19 protein-coding genes are annotated in these 24,353 nt (G+C 70.8%); 10 read left to right on the plus strand and 9 right to left on the minus strand.

Annotation, left to right across the window (positions count from 1 at the left end):
• Positions 1-52 precede the first annotated feature (52 nt).
• Genes ABZ911_RS05725 through ABZ911_RS05735 form a run of 3 tightly spaced genes read left to right on the plus strand, consistent with a single transcriptional unit; the run spans position 53 to position 2,599 of the window.
• Positions 53-910, plus strand: a complete 858-nt coding sequence (locus tag ABZ911_RS05725) for an ABC transporter substrate-binding protein (RefSeq protein ID WP_358052252.1) — start codon at positions 53-55, stop codon at positions 908-910.
• Between the two features lie 7 nt (positions 911-917).
• Positions 918-1,838 (plus strand): amino acid ABC transporter permease, encoded by a 921-nt coding sequence (locus ABZ911_RS05730; RefSeq protein WP_358052254.1) that lies wholly within the window; start codon positions 918-920, stop codon positions 1,836-1,838.
• Positions 1,839-1,846: 8 nt separating this feature from the next.
• Entirely contained in the window at positions 1,847-2,599 is a 753-nt protein-coding gene (locus tag ABZ911_RS05735; RefSeq protein ID WP_358052431.1) for an amino acid ABC transporter ATP-binding protein, read from the plus strand.
• A gap of 149 nt (positions 2,600-2,748) precedes the next feature.
• On the opposite strand, the gene ABZ911_RS05740 is transcribed toward ABZ911_RS05735, so the two are convergent.
• Complete coding sequence (locus tag ABZ911_RS05740; RefSeq protein WP_358052256.1) at positions 2,749-3,156, minus strand: hotdog fold thioesterase; 408 nt, start codon at positions 3,154-3,156, stop codon at positions 2,749-2,751.
• Between the two features lie 68 nt (positions 3,157-3,224).
• Here ABZ911_RS05740 and polA point away from each other — a divergent pair, with 68 nt between their 5' ends.
• From polA to rpsA, 3 genes are all read left to right on the plus strand, one after another.
• Positions 3,225-5,915: a DNA polymerase I gene (polA, locus tag ABZ911_RS05745; protein ID WP_358052258.1), complete on the plus strand. Its 2,691-nt coding sequence runs from the start codon at positions 3,225-3,227 to the stop codon at positions 5,913-5,915.
• Positions 5,916-6,005: 90 nt separating this feature from the next.
• Entirely contained in the window at positions 6,006-7,130 is a 1,125-nt protein-coding gene (locus ABZ911_RS05750) for a polysaccharide deacetylase family protein (protein ID WP_358052260.1), read from the plus strand.
• Positions 7,131-7,354: 224 nt separating this feature from the next.
• Complete coding sequence (gene rpsA, locus ABZ911_RS05755) at positions 7,355-8,845, plus strand: 30S ribosomal protein S1 (protein WP_358052262.1); 1,491 nt, start codon at positions 7,355-7,357, stop codon at positions 8,843-8,845.
• A gap of 71 nt (positions 8,846-8,916) precedes the next feature.
• Here rpsA and ABZ911_RS05760 read toward each other — a convergent pair whose 3' ends face one another.
• Positions 8,917-9,408, minus strand: coding sequence for an ATP-binding protein (locus ABZ911_RS05760; RefSeq protein ID WP_358052264.1), 492 nt, complete (start codon positions 9,406-9,408; stop codon positions 8,917-8,919).
• A gap of 92 nt (positions 9,409-9,500) precedes the next feature.
• Complete coding sequence (locus ABZ911_RS05765) at positions 9,501-9,980, minus strand: nucleoside deaminase (RefSeq protein ID WP_358052265.1); 480 nt, start codon at positions 9,978-9,980, stop codon at positions 9,501-9,503.
• 347 nt (positions 9,981-10,327) lie between these two features.
• Between ABZ911_RS05765 and ABZ911_RS05770 the strand changes: the two genes are divergently transcribed.
• Both ABZ911_RS05770 and coaE read left to right on the plus strand, forming a co-directional pair.
• Complete coding sequence (locus tag ABZ911_RS05770) at positions 10,328-10,741, plus strand: GNAT family N-acetyltransferase (protein WP_358052267.1); 414 nt, start codon at positions 10,328-10,330, stop codon at positions 10,739-10,741.
• Between the two features lie 21 nt (positions 10,742-10,762).
• Positions 10,763-11,386, plus strand: coding sequence for a dephospho-CoA kinase (gene coaE / locus ABZ911_RS05775; protein ID WP_358052269.1), 624 nt, complete (start codon positions 10,763-10,765; stop codon positions 11,384-11,386).
• Here the strand turns inward: coaE and ABZ911_RS05780 are convergent.
• Complete coding sequence (locus ABZ911_RS05780; RefSeq protein ID WP_358052271.1) at positions 11,359-16,935, minus strand: TIR domain-containing protein; 5,577 nt, start codon at positions 16,933-16,935, stop codon at positions 11,359-11,361. The genes coaE and ABZ911_RS05780 overlap by 28 nt on opposite strands.
• A gap of 73 nt (positions 16,936-17,008) precedes the next feature.
• Between ABZ911_RS05780 and ABZ911_RS05785 the strand changes: the two genes are divergently transcribed.
• Complete coding sequence (locus ABZ911_RS05785; protein ID WP_358052273.1) at positions 17,009-18,181, plus strand: SLC13 family permease; 1,173 nt, start codon at positions 17,009-17,011, stop codon at positions 18,179-18,181.
• On the opposite strand, the gene ABZ911_RS05790 is transcribed toward ABZ911_RS05785, so the two are convergent.
• The gene (locus tag ABZ911_RS05790; RefSeq protein ID WP_358052275.1) at positions 18,171-19,886 is read right to left on the minus strand and encodes a right-handed parallel beta-helix repeat-containing protein; all 1,716 of its coding nucleotides are present in this window, start codon (positions 19,884-19,886) and stop codon (positions 18,171-18,173) included. The genes ABZ911_RS05785 and ABZ911_RS05790 overlap by 11 nt on opposite strands.
• Before the next feature lie 82 nt (positions 19,887-19,968).
• Between ABZ911_RS05790 and ABZ911_RS05795 the strand changes: the two genes are divergently transcribed.
• Positions 19,969-20,889 carry a TetR/AcrR family transcriptional regulator gene (locus tag ABZ911_RS05795; protein WP_358052277.1) on the plus strand — a complete coding sequence of 307 codons (921 nt, stop codon included), beginning with the start codon at positions 19,969-19,971 and terminating at the stop codon, positions 20,887-20,889.
• Here the strand turns inward: ABZ911_RS05795 and ABZ911_RS05800 are convergent.
• The 4 genes from ABZ911_RS05800 to ABZ911_RS05815 form a co-directional block, all read right to left on the minus strand.
• Positions 20,852-21,601: a methyltransferase domain-containing protein gene (locus ABZ911_RS05800; RefSeq protein ID WP_358052279.1), complete on the minus strand. Its 750-nt coding sequence runs from the start codon at positions 21,599-21,601 to the stop codon at positions 20,852-20,854. The genes ABZ911_RS05795 and ABZ911_RS05800 overlap by 38 nt on opposite strands.
• 154 nt (positions 21,602-21,755) lie before the next feature.
• Complete coding sequence (locus ABZ911_RS05805) at positions 21,756-22,568, minus strand: inositol monophosphatase family protein (protein WP_358052281.1); 813 nt, start codon at positions 22,566-22,568, stop codon at positions 21,756-21,758.
• 8 nt (positions 22,569-22,576) lie between these two features.
• Positions 22,577-23,197, minus strand: a complete 621-nt coding sequence (locus tag ABZ911_RS05810; RefSeq protein ID WP_358052283.1) for a hypothetical protein — start codon at positions 23,195-23,197, stop codon at positions 22,577-22,579.
• Positions 23,194-24,225, minus strand: coding sequence for a hypothetical protein (locus tag ABZ911_RS05815; protein ID WP_358052285.1), 1,032 nt, complete (start codon positions 24,223-24,225; stop codon positions 23,194-23,196). The genes ABZ911_RS05810 and ABZ911_RS05815 overlap by 4 nt, the downstream gene beginning before the upstream one ends.
• Between the last annotated feature and the right edge of the window lie 128 nt (positions 24,226-24,353).

Raw genomic sequence — 24,353 nt, forward strand, 5'->3', positions numbered from 1 at the left:
CAGCCCCAGACGTCGTGGCATCGTGATCGGTGCGGTAGTGATGGCGGCAGGCATGACGCTCAGTGCGTGCGGTGGTGGTCAGGAGACGGCTGCCTCGCCGAGCCCGGCGAGCCCGGCCACCAGCGCCGCCGGTGAGAACAAGCTGGCCGCTATGGTGCCCGACAACATCAAGGCCGACGGCAAGCTCCTGGTCGGCGTGGACGCGTCGTACCCGCCGAACGAGTCGGTCGACCCCGCCACCCAGAAGATCGTCGGCTGGGACGTCGAACTGGTCGACGCCGTGGCCAAGAAGCTCGGCCTGACCGCGGAGTTCGAGAACGCGGGCTTCGACACGATCATCCCCGGCCTCACCTCGGGCAAGTACGAGATGGGCGCCTCCTCATTCACCGACAACAAGGAACGCGAGGCCGTCGTCGACTTCGTGACCTACTACTCGGCCGGCACCGCGTGGGCCGCCTTGAAGGGCAACCCCAAGGCCGTCAACGTGGACGACGCCTGCGGCAAGAAGATCGGCGTCCAGCAGGGCACCGTCCAGGTCGACGACATCAAGGCGCGCAGCGAGAAGTGCACGGCGGCCGGCAAGCCGGCCATCGACGTGGTCGTGCGCAAGCAGCAGACCGAGGTCAACGCCGACCTGGTGTCCGGCAAGATCGACGCCATGCTCGCCGACTCGCCCATCGTGGGCTACGCGGTCAAGCAGACCGGCGGCAAGCTGGAGATCATCGGCCAGGCCTACGACACCGCGCCGTACGGCTTCGCCATCAGCAAGAACTCCGGCCAGCTCAAGGAGGCGGTGCAGGGGGCGCTCAAGGAGATGATGGCCGACGGCAGCTACAAGGCGATCCTGGAGAAGGCCGGTGTGGAGGCCGGTGCAATCACGGATCCGGTGATCAACGGCGCCCAGGGATAGGCGAGGTATGACCGTCTCAGACAAGGCGGAGGGGGGACGGCCTGAGCTCATCAAGGCCGTCCCCGTCCGTCATCCGGGCAGGTGGGTGGCCGCCGCGGCGGTCGCCGTGCTCGCCGCGATGCTCATCAGCAACCTGCTGACCAGCGAGGCCTACAACTGGTCCGAGCAGTGGAAGTACTTCCTGTCACCGCCGGTGCTGAACGGCGTCCGCAACACCATCTGGCTGACGATCGCCGCCATGATCGGCGGCATCGGGCTGGGCGTGATGCTGGCCCTGATGCGCCTGTCGTCCAACCCGCTGCTGCGCGGCGCCTCATGGCTGTACCTGTGGGTCTTCCGCGGTACGCCCCTCTACACGCAGCTGCTGATCTGGGGCAACATCGGAGCGCTGTTCCCGAAGATCGGGCTGGGCATCCCGTTCGGTCCCGAGTTCGTCTCCTTCGAGACCAACGCCCTCTACAGCGCCGCCGCGGCGGCCGCCCTGGGCCTGATCCTGAACGAGGCGGCCTACATGGCCGAGATCGTCAGGGCCGGCGTCCTGGCGGTCGACCCGGGCCAGCAGGAGGCCGCCCACGCGCTGGGCATGACCAGCATGCAGACCATGCGCCGGGTGGTGCTGCCGCAGGCGATGCGGGTGATCGTGCCGCCGACCGGCAACGAGGCCATCTCGATGCTGAAGAACACCTCGCTGGTGGCGGCGATTCCGTACCTGGAGCTGACCTTCACCGCGCAGACGATCTACGCGAACACCTACCAGATCATCCCCATGCTGATCATGGCGTGTCTCTGGTATCTCATCCTGTCCTCGATCATGATGACGGGGCAGTACTACCTCGAGCGTCACTACGCCAGGGGCACGGTCGGCAGCGGCGGCCGGATGGGCCTGCGGGCGCGGTTGGCCGCTCGGGGCGGAGGGGGCGGACAGTGAACGAGCTGATGGTGCAGTCCGAGCGGGTCTGCAAGAACTTCGGCCACGTGGAGGTCCTCAAGGGCATCGACCTGGAGGTCCGCAACGGCGAGGTGATGTGCATCGTCGGCCCCTCGGGCTCGGGCAAGTCGACCTTCCTGCGGTGCATCAACCACCTGGAGAAGGTCAACGCGGGCCGGCTGTGGGTGGACGGCCATCTGGTCGGCTACCGGCAGAAGGGCGACAAGCTCTACGAGCTGCGCGAGCGCGAGGTGGCCAGCAAGCGGCGCGACATCGGCATGGTGTTCCAGCGCTTCAACCTCTTCCCGCACATGACGGTCCTGGAGAACGTCATGGAGGCGCCCATGCTGGTCAAGGGCGAGCCGAAGGCGGAGGTACGCGGGCGCGCCGAGCAGCTCCTGGAGCGCGTCGGGCTGCGCGCGAAGATGAACGGCTACCCCGGGCAGCTGTCCGGCGGGCAGCAGCAGCGCGTGGCCATCGCCAGGGCACTGGCGATGCAGCCCAAGCTGATGCTGTTCGACGAGCCGACCTCCGCGCTCGACCCGGAGCTGGTCGGCGAGGTGCTCGACGTGATGCGGGACCTGGCCCGCGACGGCATGACCATGATCGTGGTCACCCACGAGATGGGTTTCGCCCGGGAGGTGGGCGACTCGCTCGTCTTCATGGACGACGGCGTGGTGGTGGAGAAGGGCTCGCCGCGCGAGGTGCTGGGCAATCCGCAGCACGAGCGCACAAAGGCGTTCCTGTCGAAGGTGCTGTAGAGCGAAAGGGCCCGCGGGGGCCTTTGGGGCCATGTAGGGCTTCCCCGGCCCCACACGTTATCTACTCGGCCTCCCCGCGGGCTCTGCTGCCACCACCGTAGCGACCCGCGGGGGGCCTGTGCAAAGAGAGTCGTGAAGTCGCGCGGCTTCTACTGGTCGCGCAGGATGCAGGTGATGCGCGAGGTGCAGACGAGACGCCCCTGCTCGTCGGTGACCTTCACCTCGTAGCTGGCCAGCGTCCGGCCGCCGTGCAGCCTGGTCGCGACGCCGGTCACGTGGCCGGAGGTGGCCGAGCGGTGGTGGGTGGCGTTGATCTCGATGCCGACCGCGATCCGCTCGGGTCCGGCGTGGATGGCGGCGCCGACGGAGCCGAGGGTCTCGGCCAGCACGACCGAGGCGCCCCCGTGCAGCAGGCCGTACGGCTGGGTGTTGCCCTCGACCGGCATCCGGGCGACCACGCGCTCGGCGCTCGCCTCGACGAACTCGATGCCCATGCGCTCCGCGAGGGTGCCCTTGTGCGCGGCGTCGAATACGGCGAGATCCTCGGGGTTGGTCATCGTCAAAGGGATGCCTCCTGTCCATCGAGCTCGGGTTTTCTGTCGCACATGGAGACTAGGCTGCGTGTGTGCCGAAGAGTGAAGCGACCCCCGCCCGTCCGTGTCTGCTCCTGCTTGACGGGCATTCCCTGGCGTATCGCGCCTTCTACGCGCTGAAGGACGCCAACCTGATGACCACCGACGGTCAGCACACCGAGGCGGTCTACGGGTTCACCTCGATGCTGACCAACATCCTGCGCGACGAGCGGCCGACGAACATCGTGGTCTGCTTCGACAGGTCGGAGCCGACGTTCCGGCACGCCGAATACTCCGAGTACAAGGCGAACCGCAGCGAGACCCCCGAGGACTTCCGCGGTCAGATGGCGCTCATCCACGAGCTGCTGGACACGCTGCGCGTCCCGCACCTGTCGCTGGCCGGCTTCGAGGCCGACGACCTGATCGCGACACTGGCCACCCGGGCCGCGGGCGAGGGCATGGACGTGCTGATCGTCACCGGCGACCGGGACGCGCTGCAGCTCGTCTCCGACCGCGTCACCGTGCTGATGACCAGGCGCGGCATCAGCGACATGACCCGATTCACCCCGGAGGCGGTCGAGGAGAAGTACGGCCTGACCCCGCTCCAGTATCCCGACTTCGCCGCGCTGCGCGGCGACCCGAGCGACAACCTGCTCAGTATCCCCAGCGTGGGGGAGAAGACCGCGGCCAAGTGGGTGCGCGAGTTCGGCTCGCTGACCGAGCTGGTCGACCGGGTCGACGAGGTCAAGGGCAAGGTCGGCGAGAAGCTGCGCGAGCACCTGGGCCAGGTGCTGATGAACCGCAGGCTGACCGAGCTCATGCGGGACGTGCCGCTGGAGGCCGAGCCCACCGCCCTCGTCCAGGGCCAGTGGGACCGCGAGGAGATCAACAAGCTGTTCGACACGCTGCAGATCCGCGGCGAGCTGCGCGAGCGCGTCTTCAAGGTGCTCGGCACCGGCGAGGCCGAGCCCGACCAGGGCTTCGAGGTCGAGACCGTCATCCTGGGCCCAGACCGGGTGGGCGGCTGGCTGGCCGCGCTGCCCGAGGGCCGCGCCGGTCTGGCCTTCAAGGGCGCCTACGGCAGCGGCACCGGCCGCGTCGACGGCATCGCGATCGCCTCGCCCGACGGCACCGCCGCGCACATCGACCCCACCAGGCTGACCGAGGCCGACGAGGCGGCCCTGAGGGGCTGGCTGGGCGACCCGGCCAGGGCCAAGGCCGTCCACGACGCCAAGGGCCCCATGCTGGCCCTGTGGGCGCAGGGGATGTCCCTGGAGGGCCTCACCTGCGACACCGCCCTGGCGGCCTACCTGGCGATGCCGGGCCAGCGCACGTTCGCCCTGGAGGACCTGGCCAGGCGCTACCTCAACCGCGACCTGCGGGCCGAGGAGGAGAGCACCGGCCAGGCCGCGCTGTTCGGCGACGACGAGGACGCCCCGGCCAAGGACCTGGCGCTGCGCGCGCACGCCGTGCGGGAGCTGGCCGAGGCGCTGGAGTCGTTCCTGTCCACCCGCGGCGGCACCCAGCTCATGACGGACGTGGAGCTGCCGCTGGTCACCGTGCTGGCCGAGATGGAGCGGGCCGGCATCGCCGCCGACCGCGAGTACTTCGCGGGGCTGGAGGCGGAGTTCGGCGCCGCGGTCAAGCAGGCGGTCGAGGCGGCCCACCAGGTCGTCGGCGAGCAGTTCAACCTGGGCTCGCCCAAGCAACTGCAGGAGATCTTCTTCGTCAAGCTCAACCTGCCCAAGACCAAGAAGACCAAGACCGGCTACACCACCGACGCCGACGCGCTGGCCTGGCTGGCCACCCAGACCGAGCACGAGCTGCCGATGATCATGCTGCGGCACCGCGACCAGCAGAAGCTGCGCCAGACGGTCGAGGGGCTGATCAAGGAGATCTCCGACGACCAGCGCATCCACACCACCTTCAACCAGATCATCGCGGCCACCGGCCGGCTCTCCTCGGAGAAGCCCAACCTGCAGAACATCCCCATCCGCACCACCGAGGGCCGCCGCATCCGGCAGGGCTTCGTGGTCGGCGAGGGCTACGAGACGCTGCTGACCGCCGACTACAGCCAGATCGAGCTGCGCATCATGGCGCACCTGTCGGGCGACGAGTCGCTGATCGCGTCCTTCGAGTCGGGGCACGACTTCCACCAGGCGACCGCGGCCAGGGTCTTCAACCTGCCGCCGGAGCAGGTCGACGGCGAGCTCCGGGCGCGGATCAAGGCGATGAACTACGGCCTGGCCTACGGCCTGTCCGACTTCGGGCTGTCCACCCAGCTCAACATCGCGGTGGCCGAGGCCCGCGCGCTCAAGGAGGAGTACTTCACCGAGTTCGGCGGCGTGCGCGACTTCCTGCAGGCGATCGTCGCCCAGGCGCGCACCGACGGCTACACCGAGACCATCATGGGCCGGCGCCGCTACCTGCCCGACCTGACCAGCGACAACCGGCAGCGCCGCGAGATGGCCGAGCGCATGGCGCTGAACGCGCCCATCCAGGGCTCGGCGGCCGACATCATCAAGGTCGCGATGCTGCACGTGCAGCTGGCGCTGCGCGAGGAGGGGCTGCGCTCGCGGATGCTGCTGCAGGTGCACGACGAACTGGTCTTCGAGGTGGCGCCGGGCGAGCTGGAGCAGCTGCGGCAGCTCGTGACCGACCAGATGAACGCGGCCTACCGGCTCCGGGTGCGGCTGGAGGTGTCCGTGGGCATCGGGCGCACCTGGGAGGACGCCGGTCACTGACCGGTCCGCCGGGGGCGCTGGAACGCGCTAATTCGCCCGGTCTGATCTAAGCTGGGGGATCGCGCCAGCCTCGACCGGCCTGGGAGTTTTGTGCGGATCTCAGCATCCCTTACACGGATCATCGGCATCGCCAACATCGTGGTGCTGGTCATCGCGATCACGGCACTGGTCGTGCTGCCCACGGAGAGTGAACCGACCGCGGGCCGTACGCCACAGAACGCCGTACCCAAGGCGAGCGCCGCCGCCAAGCCGTCGGCCGGGCCCGAGGGGCGGCCGGACCTGCCGAGCGGGGAGCCGCCCCAGCCGATCACCGCCACGCCCGAGTTCGCCAAGCAGGTCAAGGCCAACGAGCTCGGGCTGGTGCCGATCATCATGTACCACCGGATCCTGAAGAAGCGGATCGCCACCATCGACCGCACCCCCGACCAGATCAGGCGCGAGCTGGAGGGGATGGCCAAGCAGGGGTACGTCCCCATCACCGCCAGGGAGTTCGCCGCCGGTGACATCCGGGTGCCGGCCGGCAAGTTCCCCGTCGTGCTCACCTTCGACGACGGGCACGCCACCCATTTCGCGCTCGACGCGCAGGGCAGGCCCAAGAAGGACACCGCGGTCGCGATCATCTACGACGTGGCCAGGAAGTACCCGGGCTTCCGGCCCGTGGCGACGTTCTGGATCAACCACTACCCGTTCGGGCTGCAGAGTCCGAAGGAGCAGGCCGAGGCCGTACAGTGGCTGACCGCGCAGGGCTTCGAGGTGGCCAACCACACCTGGGCGCACCCGAACCTGGGCGTCCTGCCGAAGAAGAGGGTCAGCCAGCAGATCGTCAGGCTGGAGCGCCTGCTGAAGAAGCTCGGCGTGCCGCCCTCCAAGACGCTGGCGCTGCCCTTCGGGGCCATGCCGCACCCCAAGAAGGTCGCCGGGAGCGGGGCCTGGGACGGCACGAAGTACAGCTTCGACGCGGTCTTCCTGGCCGGGGCCGAGCCTTCGGTCTCGCCGTTCGCCAAGGGTTATGACCGCGGCGCGGTCCAGCGGATCCAGAGCAACGGCAAGAAGGGCGAGTGCCGCAAGTGGTGCTCGAAGTACTGGCTGGAATGGCTGGACAAGCATCCCGGCAAGCGCTATGTCTCCGACGGCGACCCCCAGCGGATCTCCATGCCGCGGAAACTTCAGGGTAATATCGCCTTCAAGCGTGGAGCCCAGGTCAACCCCTACTAGGCGGTCTCCTGGGAGATGCGTTGCCCTGGGACGTTCGTGTCCCGGATTGACCTCGCCGTCCAGGTCTCATATGCTGATCGCTGCGCTGTGGGCTCGCGCGCGCCTCAGACGGAGCGGGCTCGCGCTCGGTCTCGTCGATGACGTCATCCTCGGCTTGATGCGGAAGAGAGCCTGCTGCGCGTCCGCCACATCGACATCTGTCCGCGTTCGGAGCAATTCCACACATGACGAGCAGCACCGAGGCCACCTCGAGCACCCCGCAGGTAGCGGTCAACGACATCGGTTCCGAAGAGGCCTTCCTCGCCGCGATCGACGAGACCATCAAGTACTTCAACGACGGCGACATCGTCGAAGGCACCGTCGTCAAGGTCGATCGAGACGAGGTCTTGCTCGACATCGGCTACAAGACCGAGGGTGTCATCCCCTCGCGTGAGCTCTCGATCAAGCACGATGTCGACCCGGCCGAGGTCGTCGAGGTCGGCGAGCACGTCGAGGCCCTGGTTCTCCAGAAGGAGGACAAGGAGGGTCGCCTGATCCTGTCCAAGAAGCGCGCCCAGTACGAGCGCGCCTGGGGCACGATCGAGAAGATCAAGGACGAGGACGGCATCGTCACGGGCACCGTCATCGAGGTCGTCAAGGGTGGTCTCATCCTCGACATCGGCCTGCGTGGCTTCCTCCCGGCGTCCCTGGTCGAGATGCGACGCGTCCGCGACCTGCAGCCCTACGTCGGCCGCGAGCTCGAAGCGAAGATCATCGAGCTCGACAAGAACCGCAACAACGTGGTTCTCTCGCGCCGCGCCTGGCTGGAGCAGACCCAGTCCGAGGTCCGCCAGACCTTCCTCAACACCCTGCAGAAGGGCCAGGTCCGCAAGGGCGTCGTGTCCTCGATCGTTAACTTCGGTGCGTTCGTGGACCTCGGCGGCGTCGACGGTCTGGTTCACGTCTCCGAGCTGTCCTGGAAGCACATCGACCACCCCTCCGAGGTTGTCGAGGTCGGCCAGGAGGTCACCGTCGAGGTTCTCGACGTCGACATGGAGCGCGAGCGCGTCTCCCTCTCGCTCAAGGCGACGCAGGAAGACCCGTGGCAGCAGTTCGCCCGTACCCACCAGATCGGCCAGGTCGTTCCCGGCCGGGTCACCAAGCTGGTGCCGTTCGGTGCGTTCGTCCGCGTCGAAGAGGGCATCGAGGGCCTGGTCCACATCTCCGAGCTGGCCGAGCGCCACGTGGAGATCCCGGAGCAGGTCGTCCAGGTCGGCGACGAGATCTTCGTGAAGATCATCGACATCGACCTCGACCGCCGTCGCATCAGCCTCTCGCTGAAGCAGGCCAACGAGGGTGTCAGCGGCGCCGAGGTCGAGTTCGACCCGACGCTGTACGGCATGGCGGCCACCTACGACGACCAGGGCAACTACATCTACCCCGAGGGCTTCGACTCGGAGACCGGTGAGTGGCTCGAGGGCTTCGACAAGCAGCGTGAGGAGTGGGAGCGCCAGTACGCCGAGGCGCAGACCCGCTTCGAGGCGCACAAGAAGCAGATCGAGGAGGCTCGCAAGGCCGAGGCCGAGGCGGGCGAGGCCCCCTCGACCTACACCGGCGAGACCGCGGCTCCCACGAGCAGCAGCTCCTCGTCGTCGTCGGCTCCGGCCGGTGGCGCGCTCGCTTCCGACGAGGCTCTCGCGGCTCTGCGCGAGAAGCTCGCCGGCGGCCAGAGCTGACCGCTTGACCGTGTGATCTGATCACCAGAGGGCCCCGCCCAGCCAACCGGCTGAGCGGGGCCTTCGGCGTTCTACGCGGGCCGCCTCGCCGGGAGGGCATCGAAGAGCGCCAGTTCGTCACGATCCGGGGCCTCGAAGACTTCGGCCCACTGCTTGATCATGTCCCGGGTGATGAAGGCCGTGTCCCACGATCCCTCCTTGTTCCTGGCCTCCAGCCGACGCCACAGCTCGTCGAGGGGAACCGCGAGGTAGTGCAGCTCGACTGCGGCACCGAGCGCGCGAGCAGCGAGCCGCATCTCGTCGCGTTCCGAACGGGCCCAGAAGCCGAACTCCAAGATCACATTCTGGCCGAGCTTCACCAAGTCCTGCGCGTGCTGCCGGAACAGTCCTTCGAGCCGGTCACGCGGCTCCTCTTCATGGAGGTCGACGCCCAACCGCGCCAGCCACTCGTCAGGACACAGGCGAACGGCCGGAACCTCGCCGGCCAGGCGCTTGGCCAGTGTCGTCTTTCCCGACCCCGGCAGGCCGCACAGCAGGATCAATCGTCCTGGAGGTGTCGTCATCGCTGGAGGGCCACTCGCGCCGGAGTCGACCTGATCGTGATCACGGATCTCATCGGGCCTCCTCGGGGCACCCACGGGAGGCGGGTCGGTGATCAATGAGCGGTGTGGAAGCGGCGGTGAAGGGCGTGTACCTCGTCTGAGAGGCCGGGGATCGGCCCCTCGACCTCGACGTGCGGGGCGACCTCATTGATGGGGAGGGTGCGGACGGGCGGGGCTGGGACTCCGAGTTCCGTCAGCCAGGACGAGAGCTGCTCGGACGAGGCCACGTACACGATGCGGCCCAGGCCGACCCAGCCGTGGGCGGCGGAGCACATCGGGCAGTGTTCACCGGAGGTGTAGACGGTCGCCGCCGCCCGCTCCTCAGGGGCCATGTTCGCCGCAGCCCAGCGCGCCAACTCGAACTCCGGATGGCGGGTACTGTCGCCAGAGGCCACCCGGTTGTGATCCTCAGCCAGTACGGTCCCGTCAGCGGTGACGAGCACGGACCCGAACGGCTCGTCCCCCACCTCCAGGGCCTCGGCCGCCAACTCCACGCACCGGCGCAGGTGACGCATCTCGCCATCGCTTACCATGATCGCCCCCTAGCTTTTGATCTTCCGCCCCATGCTATGCCCGGGACGCGCACCCATCCGGGACGCCGTACCCGGGGCGTCTGGATACGCACGCCATGTCGCGGATCTTCTAGTCCACTTGCTTTTCGGCGTCCATGTAGGGCCCTTCCCGGGGCGCGGGCTTGTGGTGCCGTAGCGGCGGCCCGCCATGTGCGCTCGGTGAGCGTAGCCCTGGAGGGAGCCCGGCCCTGTGGACGCGTTGGCGGGAGGAGGGGCTTGCCGTACAGAAGGCGGGGCTGGTGTTGGGCAGGGGCCAGTAGGGTGGGCTGGTGGTGATAGAGCGGGCTGTTGCGGGGGATGCCGGAGAGGTGTTCACGCTGACTCGGGCCGCCTATGTGCCTGAGGCGCAGCTTTATGGGGACCCGTTCCTCGCTCCTCTGGTCGAGTCCGTCGAGCAGGTGCGGACGGGCATCGAGGGTGGCGTGGTGCTCAAGGCCGTCGACGGAGGCAGGATCGTCGGGGCCGTGCGGGGGCGGATGGCGGGGAGTGCCTGCCTGGTGGGACGGCTGGTGGTGGCGCCGGACAGGCAGCGGCTCGGGATCGGGTCCGCGCTCCTCGCCGCCCTGCACCACGAGGTCCCGGAAGCCGAGGCGTTCGACCTGTTCACGGGGCATCTGTCCGAGGGCAACCTGCGCCTGTACCGCCGCCACGGCTATCGCGAGACCAGCCGCGAACGCATGGACGATCACCTCACTCTGGTGCATATGCGGCGTATCGTCTGACCGTCCCGTATGCTGCGGACCATGTTGAAGGTGGGCCTCACCGGCGGAATCGGCTCAGGCAAGAGCGAGGTGGCCAGAAGGCTGTCGGCGCGCGGCGCCGTGGTGATCGACGCCGACCAGATCGCCCGCGAGGTCGTCGAACCGGGCACGCAGGGCCTGGCCAGGGTGGTGGCCGCGTTCGGCGACGGGGTGCTGCGCGAGGACGGCAGCCTGAACAGGGAGAAGCTCGGCTCGATCGTCTTCGCCGACTCCGAGCGGCTGGCCGCGCTCAACGCGATCGTGCACCCGCTGGTCGCCGAACGCGTGGGGACCCTGCAGAGGCAGGCGGACGACAAGGCGGTCGTGGTGTACGACGTGCCGCTGCTGGCGGAGAACAAGCTGGCCCCGATGTACGACGTGGTGATCGTGGTCGACGCCGGCGACGAGACCCGCCTGGCACGTCTCGCGAAATATCGGAACATGCCCCCCGGGGACGCCAAGGCCCGCATCGCCGCCCAGGCAAGCCGGGACGACAGGCTGGCCATCGCCGACGTCGTGATCTCCAACGAGGGCCCGATCGAGGAACTGGACACCCGCGTCGACGAGGTCTGGTCAGAGCTGAGCCGCCGCCTGACGGCTCAGAACTCCGCGCCGAGCGGCACCTGACGCACCGAGGGCAGATAGGGATCGAGCTCGCCGGGCTCGAACCGGCACATCCCGATCGCATGCCAGAACTGCCCTGCCGTGTCCCCCTCCTGCTTGTAACGCCCGTCAGGTGACAGCGCCGCCCATCCCTCGGCCAGCCCGAGCAGCGTGACGCGCGGCGCGGGCGTCCCGGTGAGGTTCCAAACGATCGCCACACCGTCGTCGCCCGAGGTGGCCAGCAGGTCCCCGTCGGGCGAGAAGGCGGCCGACCACACCCGCCCCGCATGCCCCGGCAACAGGTGCAGGAGCGCGCCCGAGGCGACGTCCCACAGCCTGACCACCAGGTCGTCGCCGCCGGTCACCAGCACCTCGCCCGAGGGGGAGAAGACGGCGGTCCAGAGCCGGCCCTCGTGCCGCAGGTCGTGCAGGAGCCGCCCCGAGGGGATCTCCCACAGCACCGCCCTGCCGTCGTTGCCCGCACTGGCCAGCAGCCGCCCGTCGGGGCTGAAGCGCACCGCGTAGACACGGTCGAGGTGGGTGTCGAGGGTGAGCAGCAGCGCGCCGGAGTCGACGTCCCAGACGCGTACCAGGCGGTCGTCGCAGCCGGTGGCGATGGTGCTCCCGTCGGGGCTGAAGGCGATGGAGCGCACCCTGCCGTGGTGGTCGGCCAGGTCGGTGACCGGGCGGCCGGTGGGGCGATACCAGATCCTGACGCTGTCGTCGTCGTTCGCGGTGGCCAGGTGGTCGCCGTCGGGGCTGAACGCCTCGGCCCACACGTGGTCGGTCTCGGCGCTGAGCTCCCGCTCGTAGTCGCCGGTGGCGGCGTTCCAGAAATGCACCCCGCCGTCGTTGCTGGCGGTGGCCAGCACCGGCCCGGTGGGGGAGAAGCGGGCGGAGATCAGCCGGTCGGCGCTGCCGGTGAACTGGCGCAGCCGCCGCCCGGTGCGCGGGTCCCAGACCCGTACGGTGCCGTCGTTGCCGCTGGTGGCCAGCATGCTGCCGTCCGCGCTGAAGTCGACGGAGGTGATCCGCCGGCCGTGGCCGCGCAGGACGCGCTGGCACTGGCCGGTCAGCGGATCCCACAGCCGGGTGGTGCCGTCGTTGCTGCTGGTGGCGAGCTGGGTGCCGGACGGGTGGAAGACGAACGGCCAGACCGCGCCGCGGTGACCGGCCAGCTCCCTGCGTTCGGAGCCGGTGCGCAGCGAGATGGCCCCGTCGGAGTCGCCGGTCGCCAGCGTCTCCCCCGAGGGGCTGTAGGCGATCTGGTACACGGCGGCGCCGTGGGTGGTGACCACGCCCAGGGACTCGCCGGTGGCCGGGCGCCACAGGCGGACGACCCCCTTGGTGTCGCCGCTGGCCAGGGTGCCGCCGTCGGGGGAGAAGGCCAGGCAGTAGATGCCGCCCCGGTGCCCGGTCAGCTCGTGCAGCACCTCGCCGTTGACCGGGTCCCAGACGCGTACCACGCCCTCGCGGTCGCCGGCCGCCAGCAGCCCGCCCGAGAGGGCCACCCGGTAGACGGCTCCCCGGTGGCCGGTCAGCTCGCCGCGCAGCGCGCCGGTGCGCAGGTCCCACAGGCGGATCATGGCCGCCGAGTCGCCGGTCACGATCAGGCCGTGCTCGATGGCGGCGGTGTAGACAGGGGCGTGGTGGCCGGGCAGTTCGGCGTGCGGGGCGCCGGTGTCGGTGTGCCAGAGGCGGACGACGCCGTCGCCGCCGCCCGCGGCGACGAGCGTGCCGTCCGGGCTGAACAGGACCGGCCACACCCCGTCGGGGTGGCCCCTGAGCACGTGCAGGAGCCGCCCGTCGGAGGGGTCCCACAGGCGTACGGTGCCGTCGCTCGACCCCGTGGCCAGCAGGTCGCCGCCGGGGGAGAAGGTGACGGCGTAGACGCGGCCGCGGTGGCCCTGCAGGGTGCGGATCGGCAGGCCCGCCGCCGAGTCGCAGAGCAGTACCCCGCCGTCCTCGCCGCCGATGGCCAGCACGCCGCCGTCGGGACTGTAGGCGACCGGCTCGGGCAGGCGGCTGGTCTGGAAGTGATACCCGTACGGCACGCCGAGCGCGGCGGGCGCGAGCTGCGGCTCCACCCGCTGCCCCGGCACGACCGCCGCCCCGGGAAGCGTCGGCGGCGCCCCCGTCGCCGCGATCACCGCCGCCCGGTCCCAGCGGCTGCCCTCGAAGGCCGCGTCGGACAGGTCGGCCCTGGCCAGCCGCGCCTGAGAGAAGTCGGCGCCGCGCAGGTCGGCGCCCACCAGACTGGCCTGGTCGAGCCTGGCGCCCACCAGCAGGGCGTCCCTGAGGACGGCCCGGCTCAGGTCGGTCTCCACCAGCGTCGCGCCCGACAGGTCGGCCCCGGTGAGGTCGACGCCGGACATGTCGCGCCCCGACAGGTCCTCGCCGCGCAGGTCGGCGCCGCGCAGGTCGGCCTGCGCGGGCGTGCGCAACCTACTGTTGATCTTGAGGGCGTTCGTCCTGGCGACGCCGTCGGCGCCGGGGTCGGCCAGCACCTTCGCGGCCCACGCCTGGCAGGCCCGCACGTCGGCCAGATCGCACAGGAACTCGACGGTCAGCGCCGACAGCGGGCGGCGGGCCAGCGCCAGCGGGTCGTTCATGGTGACGGCGATGTGCCGGGCGATCAGCCACTCCATCACCGAGGCGTGGATGAACCCGAACATGCCCTCCTCGGTGCGGACCATCAGGCTGCCCGTGCCGACGGCGTGGGCCGCCTGGGTGTCGGTGAGCTGCCCGTCGGCCAGGCCGGTGAGCGTCCCGGCGATCTCGGTCAGCTCGGCCAGCCCCAGGTACGGCTCGCCGCTGTCCCACAGCCGCATCGCCAGCGCGGTCACCGCTCGCCACAGCTCGTCGATGGTGAGGGTGCCGGAGGAGCCGGGCACGCGGGTGCGCGCCTCCTCGAAGGCCAGCCAGGAGCTGAGGATCTCCTCGTACAGCAGGGCCGGGCTGATCGTGTGGCGGGCTCGGGCGACGGCGCGCAGCCGCTCGGGGTCGAGGTCGGCGATGAAGCTCAGCATGCGCGGGTTCTGCGCCAGGTCGAGCAGGTCCTTGACGCCCGCCATCAGCGACAGCCGCGCCTCCGCCTCGTGACCGTCGGCGAACCTGTTGGCCAGGTAGGACTGGATCTGCCGCTGGGTGAAGTCCTCGACGCTGAACACCCGGCGCTGCGGCAGCACCCCCAGCATCTCGCCCAGCGTGGTCAGCACCTGGCTGTGCGACTTGAAATGCTGGGTACGGCTGGCCACCACGATCTTGGCCTTGTCCTCGGCCGCCGCCAGCAGCGTGCTCAGGTGGTCGGCCGCCCGGTCGTAGGTGACCCGGGTGACCAGCTCGTCGAACCCGTCGAACAGCAGCACGATCCGGCCCTGCCGCAGCAGGTAGTGGAAGGCCTTGAGGTCGATGACCTCCTCGCCGTGGTTGGCCAGGTGCGCGGCGACCAGCCCGTCGACCGAGTGCGCCTTGTCCAGGGAGCGCAGCTCGATCAGGATCGGCGTCAGGTGCGGCAGCTCCAGCGGGATGCGCCTGGCCAGCTCGTGCAGCGCGAAGGTCTTGCCGTGGCCGAAGTCGCCCAGCAGCAGCAGGAACCGGCCGAGGTCGGCGCCGAGCAGGCGCATCATCTCGTCGGTGAGCCCCTCCCTGGTCTCGTGTCCGGGCCGGTCGAGCTCGCGGTAACGCTGCGGCACGTACAGGCGGGGCGGGTAGCGCCGGTCGCCGCGCAGCCGCGCCGACTGCTCGGCGACGTACCCGGACAGGTCGAGCAGGCCCTGGAACTCGGTGAAGCTGCGCAGCCGCACCCCCCGCCGGGTCAGGTCCTCGCGCAGCGATCTGGCGGGCGGCGGGCCCTGGTAGACGAGCTCGACGTTGAGGCTGGTGGCGTGCGCCTGCCGGACGAAGCCCTCCAGCTCGTCGGGGGACGGGTCGCCGACGTACGCGCCGATCATGACCTGGCGGACGAACCCGTCCTCCGGGTAGGTCACCACCAGATAGTTGTCGATCTTTCGGATTCTGGCCCGCTCGTGTCTGGCCTCGCACACCTCGGCGATCCGGTCGAGCAGCAGTTCCACCGGGGACGGCTCGCGCTCGGCGGGCGGGGCGGGGGGAGCGGGCGCGGGCGGCGCGTCGGGGGTGAAGGTGGCGTGCGCGGCGCGCCAGGCGCGGGCGGCCTGCCGGGGCTCGGCGTCGGGCGTCCAGACGCGGGTGCCGGCCCGGGTGATCTCGACGACCTGGTGGCGGCCCGGCCGGGGCGCCTCGATCGTCCCGTCGGCGCTCCGGCCGGAGCCGTGCAGCACCAGGTTGAGCCGGTGGTCCAGGACCTGCCCCAGCATGGCGCCGTCGCGCAGCGCGCCGGGCGGGTGGCCGATCGCGCCCAGCCTGAGCCAGGCGCTGTCCTCGTATCGGCGCAGCCGTTCGGCGAACCAGGCCGCCTGCGCCTCGCCGACCAGCCCGTAGGCGTCCATGTCCCGGTGGCTCATCGCCATCGTGGAGTTGAGCCCGGCCACCACCGTGCGCAGCTCGGGCACCTCGAACAGGGTCCACGGCTGCCCGCCGTCGAACACCGGCCCGTCCAGTCCCTGGTAGAGCTCGCCGAACAACCCGGCGAAGTGCCGCCACTTGGGCCAGTACGGCGGCTGCGGGCGCACGTCGTCGGCCTCGCAGGTGGCGAAGTACGCCTTGGAGGCGGCCTTCGTCACGTCCCGCGGCCCCGGCACGATCACCAGCCGGTGCGGCTCCAGCCCGACCAGCACGCGCAGGTCGGTGAGGAACCGCGTCGCCTGCCCGAACTGCCCGAGGCTGCCGGACTCGGTCAGGTCGCCGGTCACCAGCATCAGGTCCGGCCGGGGCATGCCCGCGTCGTGCATCCTGGTCAGGTCCGCCCAGACGCGCGCCTGCAGTTCCTCCGGCGTGAACGGCTCGCCCGGCTCGGGCAGCGCCCGCCCGAAGCGGGGACCGCCGATGTGCAGCACGCTGAGCGACTCGCCCCGCCGGGCGGCCGCCTGCGCGGGCGGGAAGGCGGGCGCCGCGACGGGCGTGCGCCGCGACCGCGTGATCGCCGCGGCGGGCGGCGGCGACGGCTCGAACGACGGCGCGAGCACGGCGCCGCCGTTCGGGAACGCGGGCGCCCTCTCGGGCTTGGCCCGCCCGGCCAGGGCCTCCCCGATGCGCCCGAGCAGCAGCCCTCTGGCCCGCTCCGGCTCGCTGACGCCGACCAGGTCCACCCAGGTGATCGTGGACAGCAAGCCGCCCAGCGGAAGGTCCTCCAGCCGCACCGTGACCAGCCTGCTGGACGGGTTGTCGGGTGCGGCCCTGAGCGCGGCCTGCCACTCCATCCGGCCGTAGCGGGAGGTCAGGTAGTTGCGCGAGAGCACCGCCACCACGACCTGCGCCTCGCTCACGCCCCGGTCCATGAAGTCGATGAAGTTGGTGCCGGGCACGAAGTCCCACGCCTGGATCATCGTGCGGTATCCGGCCGCCTCCAGCTCCCAGGCGATCCAGGTGGCCCACGCGGTGTCGGCCGGGGAGTAGCTGACGAAGATGTCGGTCGGCCTGCCGTCACGTGCCATCCGCCCAGTATCTCCCGCGAGGCTGATGTTTTGGAGAGCTTTGAATCTGCGGCGGGTGTGCGATCATCGTCGGGTGTGGAGGCGGCTGAGCGTTCTGGACTGGATCCGGATCGGCCTGCTCGCCCTCGGCCTGATCTTCGTGGCGACCGGCCTGCTGCCGCTGGAGCGGGCGGTGGAGAGCCTCGACGAGATCGGCCCGCTGCTGCTCTTCCTGCTGGGCGTCATCGTGCTGGCGGAGCTGACCAAGCAGGCCCAGGTCTTCGACGTCATCGCCGACCGGCTGGCGGTGGCGGGCCGCGGCAACTACGCGGCGCTGTTCGTGCTCTGTACGGCCTTCGCCTCCCTGGTCACCGTCTTCCTGAACCTCGATACCACCGCGGTCCTGCTCACCCCGGTCATGCTGGCTCTGGCGCCCAGGGCCAGGATCGCCGCCCTGCCGCTGGCGATGACCACGATCTGGCTGGCCAACACCGCGAGCCTGCTGCTGCCGGTCTCCAACCTGACGAACCTGCTCGGCATGGAGAAGCTGAACCTCAGCCCGTCCGAGTTTGCCACCCGCATGTGGGCCCCGCAGCTCGTGTCGATCGCGGTGACGATGGTCTTCCTGTGGCTCTTCTTCTGGCGGCGCGCCGAGCGGGGCGTGGACCGCTACACCCCGCCCGTCGTGCAGCCGGTGGCCGACCAGGCGCTGTTCACCGCCGCGAGCGTCGCCTGCGCGCTGTTCATCGCCGCCCTGGTCGTCGACGCCCCCGTCTGGCTGGCCGCCTCCGTCGCCGCCCTGATCGTGCTCGTGGCCTTCTTCGTCCGCGACCGGAGCAAACTGACCTGGAGCCTGGTCCCGTGGCAGCTCCTGATCTTCGTCACCGGCCTGTTCCTGGTGGTGCCCACCCTCAGCCGGTACGGCCTGGCCGACCTCATGCGCTGGCTGGTCGGCGCCGCCGGCGACCCCTACCGCACGGCCGCCGTCGGCGCCGGCCTGTCGAACGTGATCAACAACCTGCCCGCGTTCAAGGCCATCGAGGAGGTGATCCCGGTGATCGCCAAGGACCAGCTCCTCGCCCTGCTGGTGGGCAGCAACGTGGGCCCGGTGATCACCCCGTGGGCGTCGCTGGCCACGCTGCTGTGGTTCGAGTCGTGCGCCCGCCACGGGGTGCGGGTGCCGATGGGCCGCTTCCTGCTCATCGGCGCGGGCCTGGCCGTCACCGGCATCCTGGCCACCGTGTGGGCGCTGGTGGTCACCGGCTGAGCAGGTGCCGGTAGACGGGTTCCAGACCGGCCAGGGCGGTCGTGCCCGCCGTACGGGCGTCGAAGGCGTCCGGGTCGGTGAGCGTGGTGTTGTCCTCCAGGGTGACGCCCTCGGGCGGCTCGGCGGCGCCGACCGGGTCGGCGTCCCACACGTTGCCCCGGTAGACGACGTGCTCCAGCGGCGGCGAGACGGTCAGGACGGCCGTGTTGTCGCCGCGCCGCACGACGTTCCCCTCGACGGTGACCCAGGAGGCGCCGTAGTCGGTGTAGAGACCGAAGTTGTACGGCGTGAGCGTGTCGCTGATCACGTTGCCCTGGACGAGCGCGCCGTCGTCGTGCGAGGCGCCCTGCGGGCCCGACAGGTAGATGCCGCCGCCGTCGGCCAGCACCGACAGCGTGCGGACGGTCAGGTTGCGCAGCACCCTGGTGCGTTCGCCGGGGCCGATCACGATGCCGCAGTGCGGCACGTCGTTGACCTGGTTGTGCGCGATCGTGCTGTCGTGGCCCGCGGTCAGCGCGATGCCGGGCGAGCCGGGGTAGTCGAGGCCGATGTGGTGGATCCAGTTGTTCTCGACGCGGGCGCCGCGGCAGCCGCCGACCGCGACGCCGCCGCCCGAGACGTCCTCGAACACGTTGCCGCGGACGAGGGCGCCGGTGCCGCCGGAGAACTCCAGGGCGGTGGCGCCCAGGGCGGTGAAGCGGCAGTCCTCGACGGTGACGCGCGCCGTACCGGTGAACACGATGTTCGCCGGGATCGTCTTCGAGGCGGTGGGGACGGTCACCCACGCGTTCTCGCCGAAGGAGACCTTGTCGATGGGGCCGCCGTCGTAGAAGCCGGTGCCGTGGTAGTGCAGGAAGCCCTCGGGGCGGCTCGGGCGCAGCCAGGTGGCGTCGGCGAAGGTGAGGTCCCGGAAGGCGAGGTCGCGCGTGCCGGTGGCGTTGACCAGGGTCTCCAGCGCCGCGGCGACGACGGTGGTGCGCTCGGGGTGCTCGCCGGGGCGCGGGCGGTACAGCAGGATGTGCCTGCCGGGCTCGGTGCGGTCGAGGGCGAAGGTGCCGGGCTCGGTGAGGAAGGCCGCGCCGTTCTCCACGCGGGTCGGCAGGCCGGGGCCGTGGGACTCGGCGTCCTCCCAGGGGACGGCCGAGTTGTACAGGTCGTTCGCCCAGTCGAAGGCGGGCTGGGCCATGGTGATCGTGGTCGAGCGGTCGTCGCCGGAGACGGCGGCCACCGGGCAGCGCGCCTCGGTCCAGGGGTAGACGCCGGTGTAGACGAACTCGACGTCGGCGGGGTTGGCCCACCGCTGCGGCTCGGTGCTGTCCGTGACGTAACCCGTGTCGGTTCTCGTCACGTTGCCGGGGATTCCGCTGATCGAGGCCCGTTCGGCCCTGCGTCCGCCGACGGTGAGCCGGCGGGTGTCGAGGTCGCCCACCTCGGCGCGCCACACGCCGTCACGCTCGCGCCAGCCGGTGATCGTCCGGCCGCCGCTGACGACGGCCTCGCCCCGGCCCCGGTAGGTCACCTCGGAGTCGGCCTCGGTGAGTTCGAGGGGGTGGTCGAGGGTGTGGGTGCCTTCGTGCAGGATGACGGTGACCGGTCCGGTCAGCGTTCTGGCGCGGTCTCTGGCGTGCTGGAGGGTGGCGAGGGGGTGTTCGGGCGTGCCCGGGGCGGAGTCGTCGCCCGAGGGGGAGAGGTGGAGCTCGTTCAAGGATGCACCTCGTTTATGCTGTAAACAGGATCGTACAGAATAAACAGCGACTACGGTCGTTCGTCAAGTGGAAGGAGGACCGATGGTCGGCGAGGACGACCCGGATCGCAGCGTCGAACTGCTGTGGCGAGCCGCCGACGGGCCCGTGCGGGAGGGGCTGAGCGTCGGGGCGATCGTGCGCGCCGCCGTGGAGATCGCCGACGCCGACGGGCTGGACGGGGTGTCGATGCGGCGGGTGGGCGAGCGGCTCGGCTTCACCAGCATGTCCCTGTACCGCCACGTGCCCGGCAAGGCCCAGCTCATCGACCTGATGTGCGACACGGTCATGGCCGAGCTGTCCAGGGCCAGGCCCTCTGCGACAGGTCATGCGGAGACGACGGCACGGCCTGCTGAGGGGCGGGGGAGTGGTTGGCGGGAGCGGCTTGAGGGGTGGGCGCGGGAAGGGTGGGCGTTGCAGGGTCGGCATCCCTGGCTGGCCGAGGTGCGCGGCACCAGGCACGTGCCGGGGCCTCACTCGATCGCCGACTTCGACCACGCCCTGAGCACGGTCGCCGGCACCGGCCTGCGCCCCGCCGAGATGGTCGCGGTCGTCGGCCTCGTCGGCCGGTTCGTGGACGGCGAGGCCGTCAGGGCGGCGGAGGTCGCCCGGACGGAGCGGGAGACGGGCCAGTCCGAGGAGGACTGGTGGAGCGCCAGGCAGTCCCTGTTCGACAGGCTCGACCGCTACCCCGCACTGACCGCGATCTGGGAGTCGGGCGGCTACGACAGCCCCGAGGACTCCTTCGAGTTCGGCCTGGCCCGCGTCCTCGACGGCATCGAAGCCCTCATCCGAGCGCGTGACGAAAGGCGTGACGAAAGGCGGGTGTGCGTGATGTGCGGCACGCCTCTGGACCCGGCGGGCTCCGGCCGTCCCCGCGCCTACTGCTCCCGGGCCTGCCGGCAGCGCGCCTACCGGGAGCGGCGCACTACGCCACGACCAGCCGATACCCCAGATCCCAGGTGACCTCCCCGAGCAGGTGCGCGTGCCGCTCGTGCCACCGCCCGGACACGAGATCGTCCCGCAGCCGCCGCATGGCCGCCTGAACCCGGGACGGCTCCAGCGACATCACCGTGGACATCCCCGCCCGCACCCCCGGATCGAGGTACGCCTCAGGCCGGCGCCAGTACGCCCCGGTGAACCCGTCGGCGCAGTCCCCCGGAACGGTCACGGGCAGCACCGTCGGCATGGCGCCCAGCCGTTCCAGCCCGTCCCGGACCGCCACCAGCGTGGCCAGCCGCCGCTCGCGCTCGGCGATCTCCGGCAGATACTCCTCGACCAGCCAGAAACGCGAGGTCAGGGCCGGATCCCAGGTGAGCACCACCTGCCTGCCCGAAACCCGGCGCAACTCGGCCAGCCCGGCGCCGAGGTCGCTCCAGTGATGGGTGGTCAGAATCGCCATCGCGGCGTCGAAGGCCCGGTCCGCGACCGGCAGCCGTTCGGCGACCCCCTGGACCGCGGGCGCCGACCCCGGCGGACGCTGGACGATCATCGTCCGCGACGGCTCCACGGCGAGCACGGTCCGCCCCTCGGGCTCGTACGATCCCGCCCCCGCTCCGACATTGACGACGGAACGCGCGTTGCCCAGCGCCGCGTCGATCATCGCCGCGATCCGCGAGTCGGGAACCCGGGCCCGCGCGTACCCGGCGCCGAGCGTCACATACGGATCATTCGCCACGGTCACCGAGCACCTCCGGTGTGGATGCCCCTTCTTCAGGGCGGGGAGGAAGCGCGGCGCTTCGGGTCATGGTGATCTCCTGGTTGTGTCGGTGACGTCCGTGCCTGAAGTCCGCGCCGGGGTGAATTCCCCCGCTTTCGGGCGGTGGCGGAGGTCAAGAGGAGGGCGGATGGATCAGGGAGAGGAGGGTGTCGATGGTGTCGGGGTGGGCGGCGAGGAAGCTGCGGTCCTCCGCGGTGCCGTCGATGTGTTCCTCGAAGGGGCCGCCGTCCAGGGCCCTGACCTCCATCCCGGCCTCCTGGGCGAGCAGCGCCCCGGCGGGCAGGTCGACGGCCTCGGCCTGGTAGCCGACGATGCCGTCGATGTCGCCGCGGGCCAGCATCGCCCACGACAGCAGCGGCGCCCACAACTGCAGCATCCGCCTGGCCCCCCGCTCCAGCCGCTCCTTCAGCGCCTGCGCGGCCAGGTCGGACCTGGACACCGCGTACCCCTGGGTCCAGGCCAGCACGGGACCGTGCGGGGCGGGCCGGGAAGGCGGCGCCAGCCGTGCCCCGGAAGGGCCCCAGGCGCCGCGGGCGCGGATGGCGGACCAGGTACGGGCGGTGACGGGGTCGTGGACGACGCCGAGCATCGGGCGGCCGGAGCGGCACAGCGCCAGGCCGACCACGTACGCGGGCAGGCCGATGGCCACGTTGTTGGTGCCGTCCAGCGGGTCGACCAGCCACGTCCACTCCCCGCCGGGCGCGCCCAGCAGGCCGGACTCCTCGGCGATGACGGTGTGCGAGGGGAAGGCGGTCAGGACGCGTTCGAGCAGCAGCTTCTCCGAGGCCAGGTCGAGGTCGGTGACCACGTCGCCGGAGCCGCCCTTGGAACGGATGTCCACCGCGCCGCGCGTCCCCTTCAGCAGCAGGTCGCCCGCGGCTTCGGCGGCCTCCACGGCCACCCGCCGAGCGTGCTCGAGATCCACGGCCCCTCCTAGGTCAGGTGCTCGGCGATCAGTCTCGCCGCCCGCGCGGTCTGCCCGGCGTCGAGCGTGCGGCGGGCCACGTGATGGGCGGGGGTGGTGAGCGGGCCCAGCGACAGGTCGTGGCCGCCCGGCCTGCCGCGGCCGAGCGCGATGGTGGCCGCCTCGCCCCCCTCGGGGACCATGCTGCTGTGGAAGCGGCCGGCGGCCAGCGTGTAGGTGTCGCCGGCGCCGAACACCTCGACCAGGCCCGTGCTGTGCCGTACGGTCCGGGAGGTCGGTTCGACGCGGTCGCCCGAGGCGCCGCTGACGATCTCGAACACCCGGTGGGTGGCGCCCGCCCCGGCGTCGGTGACGTTGGCGTGCACGTTCCGCATCTGGCCGTACAGCACGTGGCTGACCAGGTCCCAGCTGTGGCAGTGGATCTGCGAGGTGGTGCTCTCGGCGTGCGGGAAGCCGCCGGACCACAGGTGCAGGCAGACGCCCTCGGCGCCGTCGCGCTCCAGCGGCAGGCAGAGGAAGCCGAGCGGGTGGCGCACGGCGGTCAGGCGCGCGGGCTCGGCCAGCGCCTCCAGGGCCCAGGCCCTGGCCCGGCCCCCCGTCACCGCGTCCAGCGCGCGCCGGTACGTCATGCCGCGTAGGGGTTCTTGGCGCGCAGCGCCTTGCGGGTGACATCGACGACATCGTGGTCGGTGTACGCCTTGGGCAGCGGCAGGCCGATACGCCTGAACAGCTCCTCCACCTCCTCGACGGTGGGCTCGTCGCTCAGCGGCACCGCCTTGTAGAGCTCCATCGGCACCCGGCGCGCCTGCTCCAGGCTGAGGCGCAGCTCGGCGTCGCAGTTCTCGAAGTAGAACGTCCCGGTCATCGCGGCGATCGCCCGGTTGGGGTCCTCGACCGTCATGATCAGGCGGCTGGAGGACAGGTCCCAGCGGAAGGTCGTCATCGTGGCCGACAGTCCCACGGCGATGTCGAGCAGGCCGTACCGCTGGCGGTGCCAGAACGCGGCCAGGACCGTGGCGTAGGACTCCTTCCGGGCGCGCTCGGCCGACCAGGTCTCCCCGGTGCCGTCGGGCTGGTCCGACAGCGAGCGGCGGTAGTGCGCGTAGGTCTCGCACACCTCCTCGCCGGTCGGGTCGATGACCTCGATCGTGACCGTGAGGTGCCGCTTGTCCTTGCGGGCGGCGGCCACGCACTCGGGCAGGGTGATGGCGCGCAGGTAGGTGCCGGTGCCGCCCTTGAAGCTCCACCGGGCGGTGTTCTCGCGCGCCTCGGCGTGCGCCCGGCCGATCTCCTGCATGCTCAGCACCCGGACCAGCTGCAGCTCGTCGAGCGCCTTGCGGGTGCCGGTGACCAGGTCGTGCAGGCTGTCGAGCCGGCCCAGCCGCTCGGGCAGCGCGGCGAACTCGCGGGAGGTGATGGTCGCCTCGACGGGGGCCTGGCGGTTCCGGTCGCGCAGCAGCGCGGTCGCCACCAGCGCGAGGATGACCAGCGTCGCCGCGCTGATCAGGTCGTCCTGCACGTCCGAGCCGCCGACCACGCGGTCGGGCAGGATGCCGAGCACGCCCACGATGACAGCGAGGCCCAAGGCGATGGCGCCGTCGGCGTTCTGGGCAGCCCAGGGCGCGAACCTCCTCAGCGCCTCGATGAACCGCGTCATGGTCAGCCCCGCATCCGACGATCAGTCAGTCCCCATGGTCATCGTAACGAGCGGGTCAGGGTACGGCCAGGGTTGATCCGCTACCTAGGTATGACCACATATCCCCCTCTTGGCCGAAGTGCCGGACG

Origin of the sequence: Nonomuraea sp. NPDC046570, from assembly GCF_040645915.1 — a bacterium.
Taxonomy (GTDB): domain Bacteria; phylum Actinomycetota; class Actinomycetes; order Streptosporangiales; family Streptosporangiaceae; genus Nonomuraea.